The sequence below is a fragment of the Megasphaera hominis genome (assembly GCF_014269395.1).
Classification (GTDB): domain Bacteria; phylum Bacillota; class Negativicutes; order Veillonellales; family Megasphaeraceae; genus Megasphaera; species Megasphaera hominis.
Genome location: NZ_JACOGK010000021.1, coordinates 37349 through 56544 on the forward strand (window position 1 = coordinate 37349; position 19196 = coordinate 56544).

The following is a 19196-nucleotide window of genomic DNA, read 5'->3' on the forward strand; positions in this document are numbered from 1 at the left end:
TCAGTTTTTGCCATACATGGCCAGGACGTCCGCTGAATAGGCACCGTCTGCTTCATGCACAATGAGCGGTGGCTGGACGCTGAGGCCCGGATTGCCGCCGCGGATGCCCTCGATGAGGCAGAGCTTGGCCGGTTTGTCCGGCCGGCCGTGAATAAAGCGGACCACCTTGGGTTCAATGGCGGCCTGGCGCATGGCCGTCATGATATCGGTCAGGCGCTCTGTAATATGGACCATACGGAAGCGGCCGTGAAACTTGAGGGCATACGCCGCCGCTGCCAGCACCTCCGTAAGGGTAGCCGTTTCTTCATGCCGTGCCCGGCGGACGCCGTCCTTTTCACTGTAAGCGCCCCGTTCCTTTTCCCGGTACGGCGGATTGACGTAGACCGCAGCAAAGGCACCGCTGGCATAATAGTCCTCTATACGGCGGTAATCGCCTTCGACGATCCGGATGCACTCTTCCTTGTGGTTGAGGGCTACGTTGCGCCGGGCAATATCGGCCATGACCGGATTAAGCTCCATAGCGGTCACGTCCTTGGCGCCGCGGGCGCTGAGGATGAGCGGAATAGCCGCCGTCCCCGTTCCCAAGTCGAGAGCCGGCCCGTGCGGTACAGGCCCGAAATGGGCCAAGAGGACCGTATCGAGGGAAAAGCAAAACTGGTCATCCCGCTGAATGAGCTTCATGCCATCGAGGACGAGGTCGTCGAGCCGTTCATGCGCGGCCAGTTCAACTGTCATGTTCGACTTCCGCTACGTCCGACCAGGGCACGTTCACGTTGTGTCCCGATTCGAGCTGTACCTTGACGGTGTGGTCCTTCATGTGTACGCGCAGGACCGTGCCCAGGCCGTCATCGGTAATGACCCGCTGGCCCACCTGAGGCGGTTTTTGGTGCTCACAGGCCTTGTGGCAATTTTGGCACTTCAGCTCGCCTGACGTATAGAGATCATTTTCATAGCGCAGGCAGCACATGAGGCGGCCACAAATGCCGGAAATCTTCGTCGGGTTCAGGGACAGTCCCTGGCCCTTGGCCATGCGGATCGATACGGGCTTGAAATCGCCCAGGAAGGACGCACAGCACAGGGGCCGGCCACAATAGCCGACGCCGCCGATCATCTTGGCTTCATCGCGCAGGCCGATCTGGCGCAGTTCAATGCGTGTCCGGAAGACCGAAGCCAGATCGCGGACGAGCTCACGGAAATCAATGCGGCCATCGGCCGTAAAGAAAAATATGATTTTGCCCATATCGAAGGTGTAATCCACGTCGATGAGCTTCATGGGCAGTTTATGTTTTGCGATTTTTTCCAGGCAAATCGTAAAGGCCTTCTTTTCCCGTTCTTTATTACGTTCTACTTGCCGTAAATCCTTGGGCGTTGCCTTGCGGATAATCGGCTTTAACGGCTGGACGACTTCCGACGCGGCGACACTGCGCGGGGCAATAGCTACCGTGCCAAATTCCATACCGCGGGCCGTTTCTACAATAACGCCGTCTTCTTCGGCCAAGGGAATTTCTGTCGGATCAAAATAATAGATTTTCCCTGCCGTTTTAAAACGGATGCCAACAACTATCACCTAATGCCCTCCTCGTTCTTTAATAAAGCGAATGCATACATAATCCCAAACCAGACGTCCATTGACGTGACGCCGCAGTGCTTCGCCGGCTTCATCGAGCACCTGCAGCAGTGAGAAAATACCTGCATCCGGCCAATACGGCAGCAGTGCCGTCAATTCTTCTCCATATTGCTGTAAGCGGAGCTGTGCCGCCGGCACGCCCCGGCGCAGGACTACCAGGTCCCGCAGCAGCATGCTCAGCCAGCGGTATATATCAGCCGCGTCGGCCTCCGTCAACGAGGCCGTCAGGGTCATCCCCTTGGCGTACGGGCAGGCGTGGCGGGACATGACCTGGAGAAACTCCAAGGCCCGGCGGGCATTTTCAAGGCCCTGCCCGGCCAACAGCTCCAGCACGCGGGCCACATTGCCGCCGCCCCAAAGGACGGCCTGCTCATAGTCAGCTGCCGTACCGCCGCGGGTACGGATGAGGCCGTCCCGCATTTCCCCGTCGCTGACGGCGCCAAAGGTCACCATGGCACAGCGGGACACGATCGTCGGCAGCAAGAGATCCGGCTGATTGGTAATGAGAATAAAATGAACACCTGCCGGTGGTTCTTCTAAGGTCTTTAACATACAATTGGCGAATTCCTTGTTCATCGTTTCGCCGTGGTTGATGAGGCAAATCCTGTTTCCCTCAGCATGCAGGATGAGCTTTTCCTGAAGCTGCCGGAACTGGCTGACGCGCAGCATCGTACCGATCAGATCCAGATAATAGGCTTCATCCCGGTCCTGATAGAAGGGATGTGCTTCATCACACACCAGATCAGAAAGTCCCGGAAAGAGCGGCCGCCCAATGAGGGTCGACGCTACAGCCTGGGCCATGGGCAATTTTCCCAGCCCTTCCGGACCGGCAAAAACCATGGCGTGCGGCAGGCGGCCGGAAGAGATAAAACGGAGCAGCTGCTCTTTGATCGATTCATGACCAATGACAGCATCAAAATAGGTTCTGTCCAATCTGTTTCCGCCTCCTTACTGCAAAAACTGTCTAATCTTTTCTATTATAAAAAAAAAAGCCCGTAAAGTCCATAGGCAAGGCCTTGACAAGGCAAAAGAAAAGGCCTGCCGGCCCCTCTGACAGGACGGCAGGCACGCCTAGTTAGCAGCCTAGCTCGCGCTGCACCAAACGGTACAGCTCTGCGTGCACCGCTTCAGGCGTACGCATACGGCCTCCTTCTGTACACGCCAGGCGCTGCCAGCCGTAGCGGTCAGTCAGGGCCGCATAGGCAGCGTGGCATTTGCGCAGAAAGTCTTCATTCTTTTCATGAATATCGCCGGTCGCCCCGCCGGTCTTGCCTTGGCGCTCCTGCATGAGCTGTTCCGTCACAGCTAAGGGAACGTCCAGGAGAAAGACCTGGTCCGGCCGGGGCAGGCCCATTTTGTTAAACTCAAAATCCTCCAGCCAGTCGAGATAGGCTGCCCGTTCTGCCGGCGTCTCAAACTTGATCATCTGGTAGAGCATATTGCTCGTCGTATAGCGGTCAGCCAGGACGATCCCCCCGTCGTGGAGGAAATCCTTCCAGCCGCGCTGGTACGACGCGTAGCGGTCGACGGCATAAAAGGCCGACGCCGCATAGGGATTGACGGCGTTGGCATCGCTGCCAAAGTCGCCGCGCAAATACATGCGCACAAGGGCGCTCGAATCGCTGTCATAATCGGGAAAGCTTACGGCCCGGACAGGGCGTCCGTCACGCTGTAAATGCTCGTACAGGAGCCGGGTCTGCGTCGCCTTGCCGCTGCCGTCGCCCCCTTCTATAATGAATAATTTTCCAGACATGCTCTTCTTCCTTTCTTTACTCCCGGACTACCTGCAGCGTCTGCAGGGACGGATCGGCTGCGCCGTTCGTTTCATAGCCTGCAGCCAGCTTGCCCCGGATATAGGCCAGGGCCTCGGTAGTCACGGCTTCACCCGCTGCCAGGACGGGAATCCCAGGCGGATAAAAGGTCACATTTTCGGCGGCAATACGGCCGGCACTGTCCGCCAGGGATACACATTCACGCTGGGCATACCAGGCCTGCCGCGGCGGCAGCACGACGTGCGGCACCGGCAAGGGTGCTTCGTCCCGCAGGCCCTGCGTTGTTACTACAGTCCGCCCGGCGGCAATCGTCCGGCAGGCCCCGACGAGGGCATGGACGCTCCGGTCGTCGTCGCCTAAAGCCAGGAGGGCCAGGACGTGACTGCCTGCCGTGAGCTCTACTTCGATGCCTGCCTTGCGCAGGAGCAGCTCTGCTTCTCTGCCGGACAGGCCGAGGCCGGAAAAATCGATGGTCAGCTTCGTTTCATCAAAGCCGCCGACGGCATCGTAGCGCAGGATTTCCTTGCCAAAGCAGCGAATACCGGCCAGGCTGTTCAAGGCCTGCCGGGCCTCCCTGGCCAGGGCCAGCAAGCGCGTTTCTTCGGCCTCGCCAAACAGGGCCAGCTGCTGCCGCGCCAAATCGAGGGACGCCAAAAACCAGTAGTGGGGACTCGTCGACTGGACCAGGGCCATAGCGGCGGCCACGCGGTCCGTACCGGCAAAGCCCTGACGGCAGTGCAGCATGGATGTCTGCGTCAGTGACCCTGCCAGCTTATGCGTGCTTTGGGCCACACAGTCGGCGCCGCACGCCAGGGCATCCTTTGGCAAATCATCGTGAAAGGCCAAGTGGGCACCGTGAGCTTCATCGACCAACACGGTCAGGCCCCGGGCATGGGCCAGGGCCGTCATTTCCTGCAGCTTGCCGGCAATGCCGTCGTACGTAGGATACGTAAAGAGGACAGCTACGGCCTCCGGATGGGCCTCCATAGCCGCCGTCAGGCTGGCTGCGTCCGGCCCGAGGGACACTTCCTCAGCCGGGGCAAAGCGGCTTTCCATATAGGCCGGCACGGCGCCGCTCAGGATGAGGCCGCTTATGACGCTGCGGTGGGCCTCACGGGGAATCAAGATGGTGTCACCGGGCTGGCAGACAGCCAGGATCATGGCCTCAATACAGGCCGTCGTACCGTTGATGGAGAAAAACGTTCTCCCGGCACCGTACAAATCGGCAGCCAGCTCCATGGCCTCTTTCAATGGCCCTTCCGGCTGAAAGAGGTCATCCAAGGCATACATGAGGCCCAGGTCACTGCGCAGGGCCTCGCCAAAAAGCTCCCGCTGCCGCTGCGGTGCGCCTTGCCCCAATTTATGGCCCGGCGTATGGAAGGGCACCATGTGGAGCCGGCAGTACGCGTCCAAGGCGTCTGCAAAGGGAGCCTTCTGCTGTGCATCTTTATTCATCGGCTACACCTGCCAAGACAGCCTGCAAGAGCAGCTCCTGCCGTTCATAATCATACCGGCGCATCTGCCGGAACGAAGCGCGCAGCGATTCCTGCAAGGGATACGACCCTACCTCTTCAGGCTGCACCCAGCGATACGCACAATGCTCAGAAGACAACACTACGTCTTCCGTCTGGGAAAGAGCCGTAAAAATGACACCATTGAGGAACTGCCCGTCCTTTTTCTGATAACACCACGTACCGGCTGCCGCCAAAATATGCGGCGCAAGACCCGTCTCTTCCTGCACCTCCCGGCGCAGAGCCGCCAAAAAATTCTCATCACGGCACAAGCCGCCGCCAGGCAGCTCCCACGGATGCTTCCCTTCAGGATCATTTTTTTGTAACAGCAGCATCTTGCCATTATGGAAAATCATCGCCTTCACGCTCAATCCCATATGGATATTTCCTTCTTGTCCCATACGCTACTCCTTCATTTCCTTGTTATGATAAATTATGTTTTCATTTATTTTACCAAATAGGCGCAGCCATGGGAAGAGACGCAATTCGCTATGTACCGGGATATGGTATTTCTGCAACCACCTACAGAGTATGAGGTGACGGCGTACAGACGTACTACGATTACCGGCACTATCCATAACGCCTTGGGGTTTTGTACAGCTTACGAAATACGCAATGAAAAACAAACGAAAAAATTTTAAAAGCGACTAAACAGACAAAAAAGTACTCACTTTTTTCTCAGGCAAAAAGAGCCAGGAATGCCTGTGTGAAGGCATTCCTGGCTCTTTATTACTTCCCAAGTGTCAAATACCAAATAGGCGCACGCATGGGAACAGAAGCGATTCGGTATGAGTCAAATGCATAAAAATGAAAGTTTATACTTTTATATTATAATTTTATGCTTGAAATACGTGAGGCAATACGTTATAATTCATAAGTATAACAACTATATCAAGAGGTGATTACATGTTTACTAAGCGGGTTTTAGCCCTCCACGACCTGTATTCCTATGGCCGTTGTGCCTTATCTGCCGTTGTGCCAATCATCTCGACCTTAGGTTTTCAGGTCTGCTCTATGCCTTTGTCCCTGCACAGTCATAGTCCGGCGTTTAGGGAGTACGAATCGGCTGATACGTCCGGGGTTATGAAGAGTTTTATTGCCAAGTTGAAGGAGTCCGGTTGTTCTTTTCCGGTCATTTATATTGGCAAGCTCTCTGATGATGCGCATTTTCTCGTTGCCCTTGAGGCGATTGAGGCCTTGTCCCAGGCTGATACTAAGGTTATTGTCGATCCGATTCTGGCTCCTTCTCCTTATGAAAAAGCGTCTGCTTGTACGGCTAAGCGGCTGCGGCTCATGAAGAAGCTCATCAGTAAGGCTACGATCATTACGCCTACTTTGGCAGAGGCCTGCGTTTTGACGGGGATCAAAGCTGATCTTCGCAAGGGTTCTGTCCTCAACGAGGTGCTGGTAGTTTCCCAGCTGTTGAAGCGTATGGGGCCGAAGGATGTAGTGATTACGGATATTCCGAAGACCCAGAAAAAAAGCCGTCATTTTTGTCTGCAAGAGGAAACGGCTGCGTATTATGAGCGGGAAGTGCAAAAGATTGATACGGCCATTCCCGGTGTCAGCGACGTTTTTTCCAGTGTCATCGCCGGGGCTACGCTAAAGGGCGTGTCTATTCACAGGGCCACCGATTTGGCTACGAATTTCATCGATTATGCTGTCGATTACACGCGTTCTACGAGTGGCGACCTGCGGGAGGGGCTTTTGCTCGAGCCGTGTTTGCGCCAGCTTTTGAAAATATAAATACGTACGACAAAAAAACGCACACGTGCCGCGTCTAAGGGAAGGCCTTAGGACGTGCAAGGGTGCGTTTTCTGTATATATGGCTTATAGTTTCGTCTTGATGTAGTCGCCCAGGCGTTTGATGCCGACTTGGATTTTTTCCGGTGTAACGGCGCCAAAGCTGATGCGCATGCAGTGCTTGCCTGCATCACCGCCTTCGACATAGAAGCCGCTGCCGGCTACGAAGGAAATGTGCAGCTGGTCCATCGTTTCCTTGAGCAGTTCTGTCGTATCGATGTCGCCAGGCAGTTCGGCCCACGTAAAGAGGCCGCCGTCAGGATAGGTATGCTTCGTCCCGGCCGGGAAATACGTGTCGATGGCGTCCATCATGACAGCACAGCGTTCCCGGTAGAGGGCGCAAATGCGTTTGAGGTGTTCCGGGAAGTAGCCCCGTTTGAAGAATTCTGCCGCCAGGACTTCCGATATCTTGCTGGAATGGGAGTTCGTCGCCACTTTGGCGTAGGAAATCTTTTCCATAATATCGTCCGGTGCGACGACGTAGCCCAGACGGCTGCCGGGCGAGAAGATTTTGGAGAAACTGTTGGCCAGTACGACGTGACCGGTCTGGTCAAAGGCTTTGATGGGCAAGAGGTCCTTGCCTTTAAAGCGGATATCCCGGTAGGGATCGTCTTCGAGGACGAGGATATCGTATTTTTCTGCCAATTCGGCCAGTTTCTGCCGGCGATCCTGGGCCAGAGTGACGCCTGTCGGGTTTTGGAAGGTCGGTACCGTATAAATCATCTTAGGATGGTATTTTTTGATTTTTGCTTCTACGTCTTCCAGGATCAGGCCCTGGTCATCCATCTGGCAGGGAATGCAGACGGCATTGAAGATCTGGAAGATCATGACGCAGTGGACGAAGGTCGGCGATTCGACGAGGACTACATCGCCCGGGTCGAGGAAGACGTCGCACATGAGCTTCATCGTTTCCAGGCCGCCGGCCGTGATGAGGATGTTGTCGGCCGTCGTCTGTACGCCCTTAGGTGCTAAGAGCTGGGCGGCAATAATTTCGCGCAAATCGCGGATACCCATTTTCGTGCCGTACGCCAATGCTTCTACCCCTCGTCCGTCACGGCGGAACACGTCCTGCGAGATTTCCCGCAGTGCATCGACCGGCAGGGCTTCCTGGGCCGGTGAGCCAATGCTGAAGGCAATGCCATCGGCGGCGGTCATGGGCTGAAACAGTCTGTCCATGACATCACACGTTTCTACCAGTGCCGGATCAGACCAGCGTTTCGAAAATTTTGTCATATAAATCCCTCTTTCTACCCTATTATATAGTGAAACAGGCGCCTGCCCGCTTGGGCACTTGCCTATTTTCAGCGTGAGTTGCGGCCTGTGCGTCTGATGCCCGTTTCGGAAATGACGACGTCCATCGGCTGGTCGTGTTCTTCTACAGGCACTGTTTCTGACATGGTGCGGCTGCGGCAGAGGACGACGCGCAGGAAGTGGCTCTGGGCCAGATAGACGTCGTAGAAACCGGCGCCGTAGCCCAGGCGGTCACCACCAGCCGTACAGGTACAGCAGGGGATGAGGCCCAAATCGATTTCGTCCGGACGGAGGAGCGCTGTATGGGCTTTCGGTTCGAGCAGGCCGTAGAAGCCTTTTTCCAGGTCGTCCATACCCGTAATGCGGCGTACTTCCATGGTCCGCTTGCCTGTGCATAAGGGGACGCCGACGATTTTCCCAGCTCGCAGCATGTCTTCAATCAGGGGCTGCGTACGGATTTCCCAGTCCATACCGACGAAGACGAATACGGTCTTGGCGGCGGCGTATTCCGGCAGGGCGCGGATATGCTCGAAAATGGCCGCATCAGCGGCTTTACAATAGTCCTCCGGCAGCTGCCGCACACCTTGCTGCACAGCCTGGCGCAGGGCCTTTTTTTCTTTACAGGTCATGTTGATCACCCTTTCATTATAATCACATCATATCACAAATTCAATTATATGATATAATATACTCATAGAAAAAATCTGCTGCTGTTGTATATGCAACGGACTTTATTATTTCTACAGGCTATACTGTAAGAGCAGTAAGGAACTGCGCTTACAGAACGCTTTCTCTTTTAATTAACGAATAGATCATCAGGAGGTAATGAAGATGGAACAACAGATGTTTTGCTTTCAATGTGAACAGACAGCCCGCGGTACCGGTTGTACCGGTTGCGCCGGCGTATGCGGCAAATCCGCAGAAGCTGCAGCCCTGCAGGACAAATTAACAGGTGCCCTGATCGGCCTGGCACGTACGTGCAAGACGGCAACGGCTACGGCTCATACGTACCGCATCGTCCTCGAAGGCCTGTTCACAACGATTACGAACGTTGACTTCGATGTCGTAACCATCCAGGCTATGCTGGACAAAGTACATGCAGAAACAGCTGCGTTAGGCGGCAGCGCTGCTTCCGACTACGATGTAAAACAGATTTGGGATGCCAACGAAGATATCCGTTCCCTCAAATCCCTCATCCTCTTCGGCATGCGCGGCATGGCTGCTTATGCATACCATGCACTGATGCTCGGCAAGACCAGCGAAGAAGTCGATACGTTCTTCGTAAAAGGCCTGGCTGCTCTCGGCGAAGACTGGGGCATGGCAGAACTCCTGCCGATCGTCATGGAAACAGGCAAAGCCAACCTGGCCTGCATGGCAATGCTCGACGAAGCCAATACATCCACGTATGGCACACCGGTTCCGACGGAAGTTTCCATGACCATCGAAAAAGGACCGTTCATCGTCGTTACAGGCCATGACCTGAAAGACCTGGAACTGCTCCTCAAACAGACCGAAGGCAAGGGCATCAACATTTATACACATGGCGAAATGCTCCCGGCCCACGGCTATCCGGAACTGAAGAAATACAAACACCTGAAAGGCAACTTCGGTACAGCTTGGCAGAACCAGCAGAAAGAATTTGCTAACGTTCCCGGCGCGTTCCTCTTCACGACGAACTGTCTCATGCCGCCCCGTCCGTCCTATGCAGACCGCGTATTCACGACGGAAGTCGTTTCCTATGCCGGCCTGACACACATTGGCGAAGACAAAGACTTCACACCGGTTATCAACAAAGCCCTCGAATTAGGCGGCTACAGTGAAGACCAGCACTTCACAGGCATCAACGGCGGCTCCACGGTTATGACAGGCTTCGGCCACGGCACGGTTCTTTCCGTAGCTGACAAAGTCATCGACGCTGTCAAAGCCGGCGCGATCAAACACTTCTTCCTCGTAGGCGGCTGCGACGGTGCACGTCCGGGCCGTAACTACTACACGGAATTCGTAAAACAGACACCGAAGGATACGGTTATCCTGACCCTGGCTTGCGGCAAATATCGTTTCAACGACCTCGATATCGGCACCATCGGCGGCCTGCCGCGTATCATGGATATGGGCCAGTGCAACGACGCCTACAGCGCTATTCAGGTTGCTGTCGCTTTGGCTAAAGCCTTCGATTGCGGCGTAAACGACCTGCCGCTCACCCTCGTTCTTTCCTGGTACGAACAGAAGGCTGTCTGCATCCTCCTTACCCTCCTCTATTTGGGCCTGAAGAACATCTACCTCGGACCGTCCCTGCCGGCATTCCTTTCCCCGAATGTTCTGCAGTACCTCGTAGACAACTTCAACATCACTCCGATCAGCACTCCGGAAGAAGACCTGAAGAAAATCCTCGGCTAAGCCTTAGCCCGGTATACGAACACCCCAGTCACACGGCTGGGGTGTTTTTTTGCTTATTCGTTTCCCTTGGGAATACGGCTGAACATCTGCAGGATGAGGCTTTGAAACTCATACCAGGCCGGATCCTTCTGCCATTTCCCGTGCTGGTTGACGGCAAAGGCGCCGGCGACGAAAAAGAGAAAAATACGCTCGGCCATGGCTTCATCTACGTGCAAATAGTTTTCCAAAAACGGCAGGGAGCGGCTCTTTTCACGGCGAAAAATAAACTGCAGGACGTACAAGGCAATGGTTTCATCCAAAAAGAGGACGCGGTAGGCCGGTATGTCCGTTACGCGCTGGCACACAGGCAGGAGGGAATACTGCTGCAGGAGCCGTTCCGGCAGGGCTGCCGCATCATGTTCGACGAGCTCCAGGAGCTGCCAAAATTCATTTTCCGTGAAATCCCCTTCGGTCAGGTGCAGGGCTTCTTCGAGAACATCGTCGAGGACGTCGTAGAGATCGCGGTAATGGAGGTAAAAGGTCCCCCGCGTCAAATCGGCCGCACGGCAAAGCTGGGAGACGTTGATCTTGGTAAAAGGCCGTTCCTTCAATAGGGCCAGCAGTGTTTCCTTAATGACCCGGCACGTATAACGGCTGCGCCGGTCTGTCTTGCGTATTTTTTCTTCCATCATGAGCACCTCATTTCAGACAATTTTTTCTATCTGTGCAGGAACGTGACAGTTCCCGCTATCTGTCCATTGCATTCTCTCGCGCGCTATACTAAATACTATACAAGGTGTTCATTATTTGTCAATATGTATAGTATTTACGTTAGGAGGAACTATGATGGAAATACAGCAGATCCGCAATGCAACCAACAAAATCACGTACGCCGGCAAGACCTTTCTCGTCGATCCCTGGCTGGTAAAAAAAGGCGGTATGGGTGCCATGGCCGATATTCCCGGCCACGCCTACCAGGTACCGGATCCGGTAAAGATGCAGATTGCCATGCCGATTTTTGACCTGCCCCTGCCGGTAACGGATATCCTCGCCGGCGTCGACGGCTATATCTTTACCCATCTCCATGCCGACCACATCGATCTCGCCGCCGATGGCACTGTCGGCGCGCCCCTGGACAAAGGGACGCCGGCCTTCGTCCAGGACGAAGAAGACGCAGCCATTTGCCGGAAATCGGGCTTTACAGACGTCCGCATCGTAGCGGCTGCAGGTACTGCCTTTGGCGCTATTACACTGACCCGCGTACCATCCCGCCACGGCACCCTGGTGCCGTGTGGCAACACCATGGGCGTCGTCCTGACGGCAGCGCAGGAAAAAACACTTTACATCAGCGGGGATACGATCTGGTATCCGGACGTGCAGGCTACGCTGCGCCGTTTCCAGCCGGCCGTCGTCACGGTCAACGCCTGTGCTGCTGAAGAAAGCACGTGCGGCCGCCTGATCATGAACGACGAAGACGTCGCCTGTGTAGCTGCCACCGTACCGGACGCAACGATTTTCATTACGCACATGGATAATGTTTCCCACGCCTCCATTACACGCTATACCATGCGCGGTCTCCTGGCCAAACGGCAGGTCACAAACTACGTCATGCCCGAAGACGGCGAAAGTGTCTGCTTCTGATTTCAGACAAATAAAAACGGTTTCCTTCCCCTTTTGAGGAAAGAAACCGTTTTTTTGTATGATATATCAGCGGGCGTTAGCTTTGCCGCGGAAAATAGTGCCTCTGCCGGCATCGACTGTGACGACTTCCCCGTTTTCCAGGAGGTCTGCTGCATGGGCAGCGCCGACGATGGTCGGAATGCCGAAAGTAATGGCGACTATCGCCGATTCACTGGTCAGGCCTGCTTCTTCGGAAATGATGGCGCTGGCCCGTTTCATATAGTCTACGTATTCCGTACCGGCAGCGCGGACGACGAGAATATCTCCGTCCTTGAAGTTCTTCTGCAGGTCTGCCAGGCTGGTGCCGATGCAGACGGAGCCGATAGCGGAGTTACGGCCAATACCGGTGCCGCGCAGGAGGGCGTCGCCGACGACCTGGACGCGGATCATATTGGTCGAGCCGGCCTTGGCTACAGGTACGCCGGCCGTGAGGACGACGAGGTCGCCGGCCTTGATAATGCCTGCATCTAAGGCGGCATAGATGGCGTTGTCGACGACTTCATCGGTCGTATTGCCTTCCTGGCCCAAAATGGCCTGGATGCCCCAGTTCATTTGCAGGCGGCGGACAATATTTTCATGAGTCGAAACGGCGATGATCGGGCACGTCGGACGGTATTTGGACACCATCTGGGCTGTGCCGCCCCGTTCGGTCGAGGCGATGATGGCTGCAGCGTGCAGGTCCTGGGCAATCTTTACAGTGGCCTTGCCGATGGATTCCGTCGTCGTTGCCGAGCCGGCATTTTCATCTACATAGGCGCGGGGCGGGAACTGGCTTTCCGTATAGGTAGCTACGCGGGCCATGGTCTGTACGGCTTCTACCGGGTAGAGACCGCCGGCCGTTTCGCCGCTGAGCATGACGGCGTCGGTGCCATCGAGGATAGCGTTGGCTACGTCGCTCGTTTCAGCCCGTGTAGGACGGGGATTGCTGCACATGGATTCGAGCATCTGCGTTGCCGTAATGACGGGCTTGCCTGCCATTTGGCATTTGTGGATGAGGAGCTTCTGCAGGGTCGGTACTTCTTCAGCCGGCACTTCTACGCCGAGGTCGCCACGGGCTACCATGATGCCGTCGCTCATGCTGATGATTTCATCGATATTGTCGACAGCAGCCTTGCATTCGATCTTGGAGATGATCTTCATGTGGCTGTCATGATTTTCCAGGATACGGCGGATGGTGAGGACGTCTTTGCCGCGCTGGATAAAGGAAGCGGCGATCCAGTCCATGTTCATGTGGATGCCGAATTCGATATCCGCTTCGTCCGTTTCCGATACGGCCGGCAGGTTGATGGCAATGCCCGGCACGGCGACGCGCTTGCGGTCGCTCATCTTGCCGCTGTTGAGGATTTTCGTGTGAATGTCGTCGCCTTCGACAGACGTGACGACGAGATTGACCAGGCCGTCCGAGAGGAGGATGTGGTCGCCGGCTTTGACTTCCTTGGGCAGGTCCTTGTAGCTCATGGAGGCAATGGTTTCATCGCCTTCGACGTCGCGGGCTGTCAAGGTAAATTCATGGCCTTCGACGAGCTCTACCGAGCCGTTTTTGAAGAGGCCCAGGCGGATTTCCGGCCCCTTCGTATCGAGCATGAGGGCGACGGGAACGTTGAGGTTGCGCGCTACGTTGCGTACCATTTCGATGCGCTGTTTATGTTCTGCATGGGATCCATGGGAGAAATTAAAGCGGGCGACGTTCATGCCGGCCTGAATCATTTTTGCCAGGATATCCGGCGTATTCGAGCTAGGGCCCAGGGTACATACGATTTTTGTCTTTTTATACATAGGTAATGACTCCTTTTCGCTACATTAAAACAAGTCAGGCTGCGTATCCAACACGGTCAGAAGGATGCGGGCACTGGTTACATTCGTCGCCACCGGTACGGCGTGGACGTCGCAAAGGCGCAGAAAGGCCGATACGTCTGGTTCGTGCGGCTGCGCCGTCAGGGGATCGCGCAGGAAGACGACGGCCAGGACCTGATCCGATGCGATCATGCCGCCGATTTGCTGGTCACCGCCCATAGGACCGGGCTGCATTTTCTGGACGGAAAGGCCCGTTTCGTTTTCGATGCGGAGCCCCGTTTCGCCTGTTCCCACGAGAGGATAGCGGGATAATACAGCTTTAAATGTAGTTGACAATGCGACGATGGCGTCTTTTTTGGCATCGTGCGCAATGAGTGCGATGTACTTTCTCATAAGATCCTCCTTACAATACCAGATCGTAGACTAAGCTTTTCATTTTTCGTCCCAGGGGTACGTTTTTTGTCCCACTTGGGGAGCAGGCCTTACCCTAAGATAAGACCTTCTTTCATTGTGATTGTATCGTATCGACCACAAGAATGCAAGCATAAAACTGTCAGTATTCTGCAAAATATGCTTACCAGAGGCTGACCCGCTGGTCCGGCCCTACGTACATGCCGTCGCCGCGGACGATGTCGTAGGCCTTATAGAAGCCCTCTGTCGAAGAAAGGGCGCCGTTGACACGGGCCTTGCCGTTCGGGTGCGGATCGAGTTTGACCAGCTGATAGAGGAGCTGGTCCGTATATTTCGAGGCAAAGATGGCGGCAAAGCTCTTATACAGATCGCGCCGTACGCTTTCATCGGTGCCGGCAATAGCCGTGGCTACGGAGAGGCCACCACAATCGGCAATGGCTTCGTTCATGACGAGCTGGCCGTTTTCGTAGAGGCCCGGCGCCAGCTGGTAGCGGCTATAATAGGGCGCAAAGGCAGAAGCCCGCTTCTGGAAGGCCGCGTAGTCGGCCGGCGTCCACCAGTCAATGAGATTGCCGTCCTTATCGGTATGGCTGCCGTTCGGGTCGAAGGCGTGGGAAATTTCGTGGCCAATGACGACGCCAATACCGCCCAGATTGGTGCCGCGCGATGCGTGGCTGTCGTAGAAGGGAGCCTGCAGGATGCCGGCAGGAATGGTAATGCTGTTGTTATCCGAAATGTAGGCAGCGTTGACGTCCTGCGGATTAAAGGCGTACCATTTATCGGGATTGAAGTCTGTCCCCACGAGCTTTTCCTCTTCCTTGGCTGCCCAGGCTTCGTTTTGCAGGATATTGGTAAGCAAGTCGCCGCCCTTCCCTTCCGGTACGACAGCGTGCATATCTTCAATGAGCGGCTTGTCATCCGCAGCCGGGCCGCCGACGAAGACGCGCAGGCCGTCGAGCTTTTCTATGGCTTTTGCCCGCGTAGCGGCTGTGAGCCACGTATTTTGTTCCAGGCGGCTGCGGTAGACCTGACGGACTTCATCGATGATCTGCCGGACGGCTGCCTGCGTTTCCGGCGTGCAGCGTTCCTTCAGGTAGATTTGGCCCAGTTCATAGGGCATGAGGGACTGGAGCATGTACGAGGCCTGTTCTTTTTCCGTGCGGCTGGCGCGGATGCCATAGCGGTGGTTCTGGTAGTGCTGGCGCAAATCGCGGAGGGGAATATCGCTATACGGGGCCAGCTGGTGATAGACGCGGAACGTAAAGTACTGGCGGAAGAGGTCCAGATTGTCTGCCGTATAGGCCGCATCAAGGGCCTGCAAATAGGCCGGATCGGCCAGATACAGGGTCTGCTCTTTTTCGAGGTGCCAGGCCTTTAGCAAGGCTTCACCGTCCAAATGGGGCGTCATGGCAATAAATTCCTGCTGCGAGACCTGCCGGTTTTGGACCATAATATCGTTCATTTCTTCGCTCGTCAAAAGCGTCGGGCCGAGCTTTTGCTCGAAGGCAAAAATACGGCCTGCCGCCGTGACGGCAGCATCCTCAGCCAGGCCGCCGGCCGTAAGGACGTTAGCGACATACGTTTGATAGTCCTGCCAGGCACCTGGCTGGGCTTCCTTTTCCAGATCGTAGCGGGAAAGGACCGGGCCGGACGCTTCAAAGCGGGCAATATAGCGGCGCTTGTCGGGTAGGCGCTGGACGGACATATCCATGAGGACGTCGATGCCATACCGGTCGTGCAGGGCGCACACAGCCGCTGTCAGTTCAGCCGGCGTCTTGGCCGCCTGCAGGGGCGCTACGAGTTTCTGTAAGTACGCCGGCGCCGTAGCGTTGCGCGTTTTCTGGTCCGTAATGCACTGGTAGAGGTCGGCTATTTTTTGTTCTTCCGACCCTTCCCTGTAGGTGCCCTGCTTTTTGGCAAGGGCTTCTATTTTTTTCGTCAGGAACTCCTTGTTTTCCCGGTTCCGTTCCTGAAACCACGACCACGACGATTCCGTAGGCTTGATCTTCTTTTCGGCCAGGACCTTTTCGTTCACAGCCTGGTAGAAATCATTTTTTTCGCTCACTGCCGCATAGCCTGTGCCGGGCGTCATGAGTCCCATGCCAAGGACGGCTGCCAGGGCTGCGCAGACGAGAATTCTCCTTTTGCTCATGCCTTAGCCTCCTTGGTAAGGGCCGGATCGGCTACGCCGTTGGCCGCAAAGGCAGCTGCCCGGTCGCGGCACGTACCGCACACGCCGCAGGGCGTTTCGCCGCCTTCGTAGCAGCTCCACGTCAGCTCGTAGGGAGCTCCCAGTTCAAGGCCCTTCTTGACGACGCCGGCTTTGTTCCACGCCAGAAGCGGTGCCTCCAGGTGGCACGTGCGGCCGGAGCCTTCGTAAATGGCCGTGTTCATGGCCGTCTCGAATTCGGGCGTGCAGTCCGGATAGGCCCGGCCGGCGGCATCGTCAGCATGGGCACCGTAATAAATGACTTCGGCGCCGACACTGACGGCAACGGCTGCGGCATAGGAGAGGAAGAGGCCGTTGCGGAAGGGCACGTACGTAGCGACCGTCCCTGCGCCGCCCTGGGCGGCCAGCTGGTCTGCATAGGACGTATGGGCAATGGCCTGGTCGCTCTTTTGGAGGAGCGAGCAATTACTATAGGAAAAGGCCTGGGCCAGATTGATTTCCTGCTGCTCTACGCCATAATGGGCCGCAACGGCCCTGGCTGCCTGCAGCTCTTTATCGTGCTTTTGGCCGTAGTAGACCGTCAGGGCCAGGACCTCTTCTTTTTTATATTTGGCCAGGGCTATGGCCAGGCAGGTCGTCGAATCGACGCCGCCGCTCAATAAAACAACACACTTCACGTACAATCAGCTCCTTATTCATGTAGTACCTGGGACAGGAAATGACGGATTTTGTCTGCTATTTCCGGCCCATGCGTTTCGAGGACAAAATGGCCGCCGTCGAGGAGTTCCACCTGGGCGCGGGGCACATCTTTTTTGAAGGCCTCGGCACCGGCGGGAAGGAAGGACGGGTCGTTCTTGCCCCAGACGCAGAGGACGGGCGGCTGGTTTTCCCGCAGGTACTGCTGGAAGGCCGGGTAGAGACGGACGTTGGTCTGGTAATCCCAAATGAGGTCCGACTGAATTTCGTCCCGTCCGGCCTTGGCCATAGCTGCCAGGTCCAGCGTATAGCCATCGGGGCTTACGGAACCGGGCACTTCGCCGCCTGTGTACTGGCCGATAACGGCGTCTGCCTGAAAGGCAGCCTTATACTGCTCGCGCAGTGCCGCCGTCGGCTCGGCCCAATAGGCCGCACGGGCCTCCCATTTCTCGCCAAGACCTGCTTCATAGACGTTGCCGTTCTGGCTGATGATAGCCCGGATCCAGTCCGGATGCCAGAGGGCCAGGCGGAAGCCGATGGGTGCGCCGTAATCGAAGACGTACATGGAAAAGTCCGTAAAGCCCTTCGCTACGAGAAAGGCTTCCATGACCTTGGCCAGGTGATCGAAGGTATAGGCAAAGGTCTTCCTGTCGGGATCGCCGGACTGGCCAAAGCCGGGATAATCCGGCGCAATAATATGATACGCGTCGGCCAGGCGCGGTATGAGCTCGCGGAACATAGAGCTGGACGTAGGAAAGCCGTGGAAAAGGACCAGCTTGGGCAGCGACGGATCGCCGGCTTCGCGGTAAAAAACAGGGGCTCCTTCTACGACGAGGGTATGATAGGTTACATGCTGTGTCATGTCTTTTATCTCCTTTAATAGGAATGGATGCTATTGCTTCTATTATACCGCAAAATTCCCGGTGGCACAGGCAAAACTTTTCCCGCTGTCCATGCTATAATATAAACGTATTCTCCATACTACCTACTACATCAAACGGGACGTGATCTACATGATTAAGGCATTACTGCTGCTGTATTTTATTTGGGGCTTTAACTGGATCGTCATGAAACTGTCGACGGCCTTTTTTCCGCCGGTGCTCTTCGTTTCCTACAGGGCCGTTCTGGGTGCGCTCGTCTTGCTCGCCGTCTGTGCCTGGCGGCATCTGCTGATTCCGAAAAAAAAGTATTGGCCCTGGATTTTCCTTTCCGGCATGACCCAGGTCGTATTGAACAATGCGGCCATGCAGATCGGCATCGTCAGTCTCAGTGCCGGCCTGGTAGCAGTCCTTAATTATACGATGCCCGTCTTTATGGCTATTCTGGCCCATTTCTTTTTGAACGAAAGGCTCACGCGCCGCAAGGTCCTGGGCATCGCGACGGCCATGGCCGGCCTGTGCCTGCTCATGAATGTCCATTTTGACGCAAATTTCCAGGCTATCTGTATCGTCCTGCTCGGCGCCCTGGGCTGGGCTATTGCCGGCGTGATCCTGAAGCTCAAATTGACGGCCTGCGATGTGTTACAATGTACGGCCTGGCAGATGGCCATTGGCGCCGTCGTCCTCTTTCTCTGGGCCGAAGGAAGCGGCCAGACGACAGTTATCTGGACGCCTATGAGTATAGCAGCCCTCCTCTACAACGGTCTTCTGGCAGCGGCAGCAGGCTTTTTCCTTTGGAATTATATCCTGCAGCATATGGAAGCGGCGAAGGCCGGTGTGGCCGTCCTCGTCGTACCGGTCATCGGCGTCTTGGGCGGTGTGCTCTGCCTGGGCGAAGTGCTGACCTGGAATATTGCCCTGGGCATGGTCTTAATCCTCCTGGGCGTAGCCTCTATTGTCTATAAAAAACAAGCGTAATCCTTCATAATGGAAAAGAAGGGGCTGTGAAATAACACAGACCCAAATAACAAAGGAGGTCCACCGACTCTTTCGAGTCAGCGGACCTCCTTTTGTGGTAAAATTTACATAACCAATGAAAAATTCAACCACTAATTATTCTAAACCAAAACAGGCAATTTTGCCACTATATATTTCAGATTTTCTGGATATTTGCGATCCGGTGTTGGTTTTCAACAGATTCATGGAGGGAATCAACTTGGAGAAGTA

18 protein-coding genes are annotated in these 19196 nt (G+C 55.5%); 4 read left to right on the forward strand and 14 right to left on the reverse strand.

Features of this window, described 5'->3' with window-relative positions; all coding sequences use genetic code 11:
- The 6 genes from H8J70_RS08065 to H8J70_RS08090 form a co-directional block, all read right to left on the reverse strand.
- Complete coding sequence (locus H8J70_RS08065; protein ID WP_186503431.1) at positions 1 to 735, reverse strand: tRNA1(Val) (adenine(37)-N6)-methyltransferase; 735 nt, start codon at positions 733 to 735, stop codon at positions 1 to 3.
- Positions 725 to 1567: a PSP1 domain-containing protein gene (locus tag H8J70_RS08070; protein WP_186503433.1), complete on the reverse strand. Its 843-nt coding sequence runs from the start codon at positions 1565 to 1567 to the stop codon at positions 725 to 727. The genes H8J70_RS08065 and H8J70_RS08070 overlap by 11 nt, the downstream gene beginning before the upstream one ends.
- Positions 1568 to 2560: a DNA polymerase III subunit gene (locus H8J70_RS08075; RefSeq protein WP_186503435.1), complete on the reverse strand. Its 993-nt coding sequence runs from the start codon at positions 2558 to 2560 to the stop codon at positions 1568 to 1570.
- A 142-nt stretch (positions 2561 to 2702) separates the two neighbouring features.
- On the reverse strand, positions 2703 to 3380 hold the full coding sequence (locus H8J70_RS08080; RefSeq protein WP_186503437.1) for a dTMP kinase: 678 nt from the start codon (positions 3378 to 3380) through the stop codon (positions 2703 to 2705).
- A 16-nt stretch (positions 3381 to 3396) separates the two neighbouring features.
- Positions 3397 to 4854 (reverse strand): aminotransferase class I/II-fold pyridoxal phosphate-dependent enzyme, encoded by a 1458-nt coding sequence (locus H8J70_RS08085; protein ID WP_186503439.1) that lies wholly within the window; start codon positions 4852 to 4854, stop codon positions 3397 to 3399.
- Positions 4847 to 5311 carry an NUDIX domain-containing protein gene (locus H8J70_RS08090; protein WP_186503441.1) on the reverse strand — a complete coding sequence of 155 codons (465 nt, stop codon included), beginning with the start codon at positions 5309 to 5311 and terminating at the stop codon, positions 4847 to 4849. The genes H8J70_RS08085 and H8J70_RS08090 overlap by 8 nt, the downstream gene beginning before the upstream one ends.
- A gap of 505 nt (positions 5312 to 5816) precedes the next feature.
- Here H8J70_RS08090 and H8J70_RS08095 point away from each other — a divergent pair.
- Complete coding sequence (locus tag H8J70_RS08095) at positions 5817 to 6656, forward strand: bifunctional hydroxymethylpyrimidine kinase/phosphomethylpyrimidine kinase (RefSeq protein WP_186503442.1); 840 nt, start codon at positions 5817 to 5819, stop codon at positions 6654 to 6656.
- A gap of 84 nt (positions 6657 to 6740) precedes the next feature.
- Here the strand turns inward: H8J70_RS08095 and H8J70_RS08100 are convergent, their stop codons facing one another.
- Positions 6741 to 7946: an aminotransferase-like domain-containing protein gene (locus tag H8J70_RS08100; protein ID WP_186503443.1), complete on the reverse strand. Its 1206-nt coding sequence runs from the start codon at positions 7944 to 7946 to the stop codon at positions 6741 to 6743.
- 68 nt (positions 7947 to 8014) lie between these two features.
- On the reverse strand, positions 8015 to 8593 hold the full coding sequence (locus tag H8J70_RS08105; RefSeq protein WP_186503444.1) for a 5-formyltetrahydrofolate cyclo-ligase: 579 nt from the start codon (positions 8591 to 8593) through the stop codon (positions 8015 to 8017).
- Positions 8594 to 8789: 196 nt separating this feature from the next.
- Between H8J70_RS08105 and hcp the strand changes: the two genes are divergently transcribed.
- On the forward strand, positions 8790 to 10361 hold the full coding sequence (gene hcp, locus H8J70_RS08110; protein WP_222433640.1) for a hydroxylamine reductase: 1572 nt from the start codon (positions 8790 to 8792) through the stop codon (positions 10359 to 10361).
- A 53-nt stretch (positions 10362 to 10414) separates the two neighbouring features.
- Here hcp and H8J70_RS08115 read toward each other — a convergent pair whose 3' ends face one another.
- Positions 10415 to 11032 (reverse strand): TetR/AcrR family transcriptional regulator, encoded by a 618-nt coding sequence (locus H8J70_RS08115; protein ID WP_186503446.1) that lies wholly within the window; start codon positions 11030 to 11032, stop codon positions 10415 to 10417.
- A gap of 151 nt (positions 11033 to 11183) precedes the next feature.
- On the opposite strand from H8J70_RS08115, the gene H8J70_RS08120 reads away from it, so the two are divergent.
- Complete coding sequence (locus tag H8J70_RS08120) at positions 11184 to 11981, forward strand: MBL fold metallo-hydrolase (protein ID WP_246415314.1); 798 nt, start codon at positions 11184 to 11186, stop codon at positions 11979 to 11981.
- A gap of 66 nt (positions 11982 to 12047) precedes the next feature.
- On the opposite strand, the gene pyk is transcribed toward H8J70_RS08120, so the two are convergent.
- From pyk to H8J70_RS08145, 5 genes are all read right to left on the reverse strand, one after another.
- Positions 12048 to 13796, reverse strand: a complete 1749-nt coding sequence (gene pyk, locus H8J70_RS08125; protein WP_186503447.1) for a pyruvate kinase — start codon at positions 13794 to 13796, stop codon at positions 12048 to 12050.
- A gap of 24 nt (positions 13797 to 13820) precedes the next feature.
- The gene (gene mgsA / locus H8J70_RS08130) at positions 13821 to 14207 is read right to left on the reverse strand and encodes a methylglyoxal synthase (RefSeq protein WP_186503449.1); all 387 of its coding nucleotides are present in this window, start codon (positions 14205 to 14207) and stop codon (positions 13821 to 13823) included.
- 181 nt (positions 14208 to 14388) lie between these two features.
- On the reverse strand, positions 14389 to 16377 hold the full coding sequence (locus tag H8J70_RS08135) for a M13 family metallopeptidase (protein WP_186503451.1): 1989 nt from the start codon (positions 16375 to 16377) through the stop codon (positions 14389 to 14391).
- Complete coding sequence (queC, locus tag H8J70_RS08140) at positions 16374 to 17072, reverse strand: 7-cyano-7-deazaguanine synthase QueC (protein ID WP_186503453.1); 699 nt, start codon at positions 17070 to 17072, stop codon at positions 16374 to 16376. The genes H8J70_RS08135 and queC overlap by 4 nt, the downstream gene beginning before the upstream one ends.
- 14 nt (positions 17073 to 17086) lie before the next feature.
- Entirely contained in the window at positions 17087 to 17953 is an 867-nt protein-coding gene (locus tag H8J70_RS08145) for an alpha/beta fold hydrolase (RefSeq protein ID WP_186503454.1), read from the reverse strand.
- A gap of 151 nt (positions 17954 to 18104) precedes the next feature.
- Between H8J70_RS08145 and H8J70_RS08150 the strand changes: the two genes are divergently transcribed.
- A complete protein-coding gene (locus H8J70_RS08150) occupies positions 18105 to 18947 on the forward strand; it encodes a DMT family transporter (RefSeq protein WP_186503455.1) in 843 nt (280 codons plus the stop codon).
- The last annotated feature ends 249 nt before the right edge of the window (positions 18948 to 19196 follow it).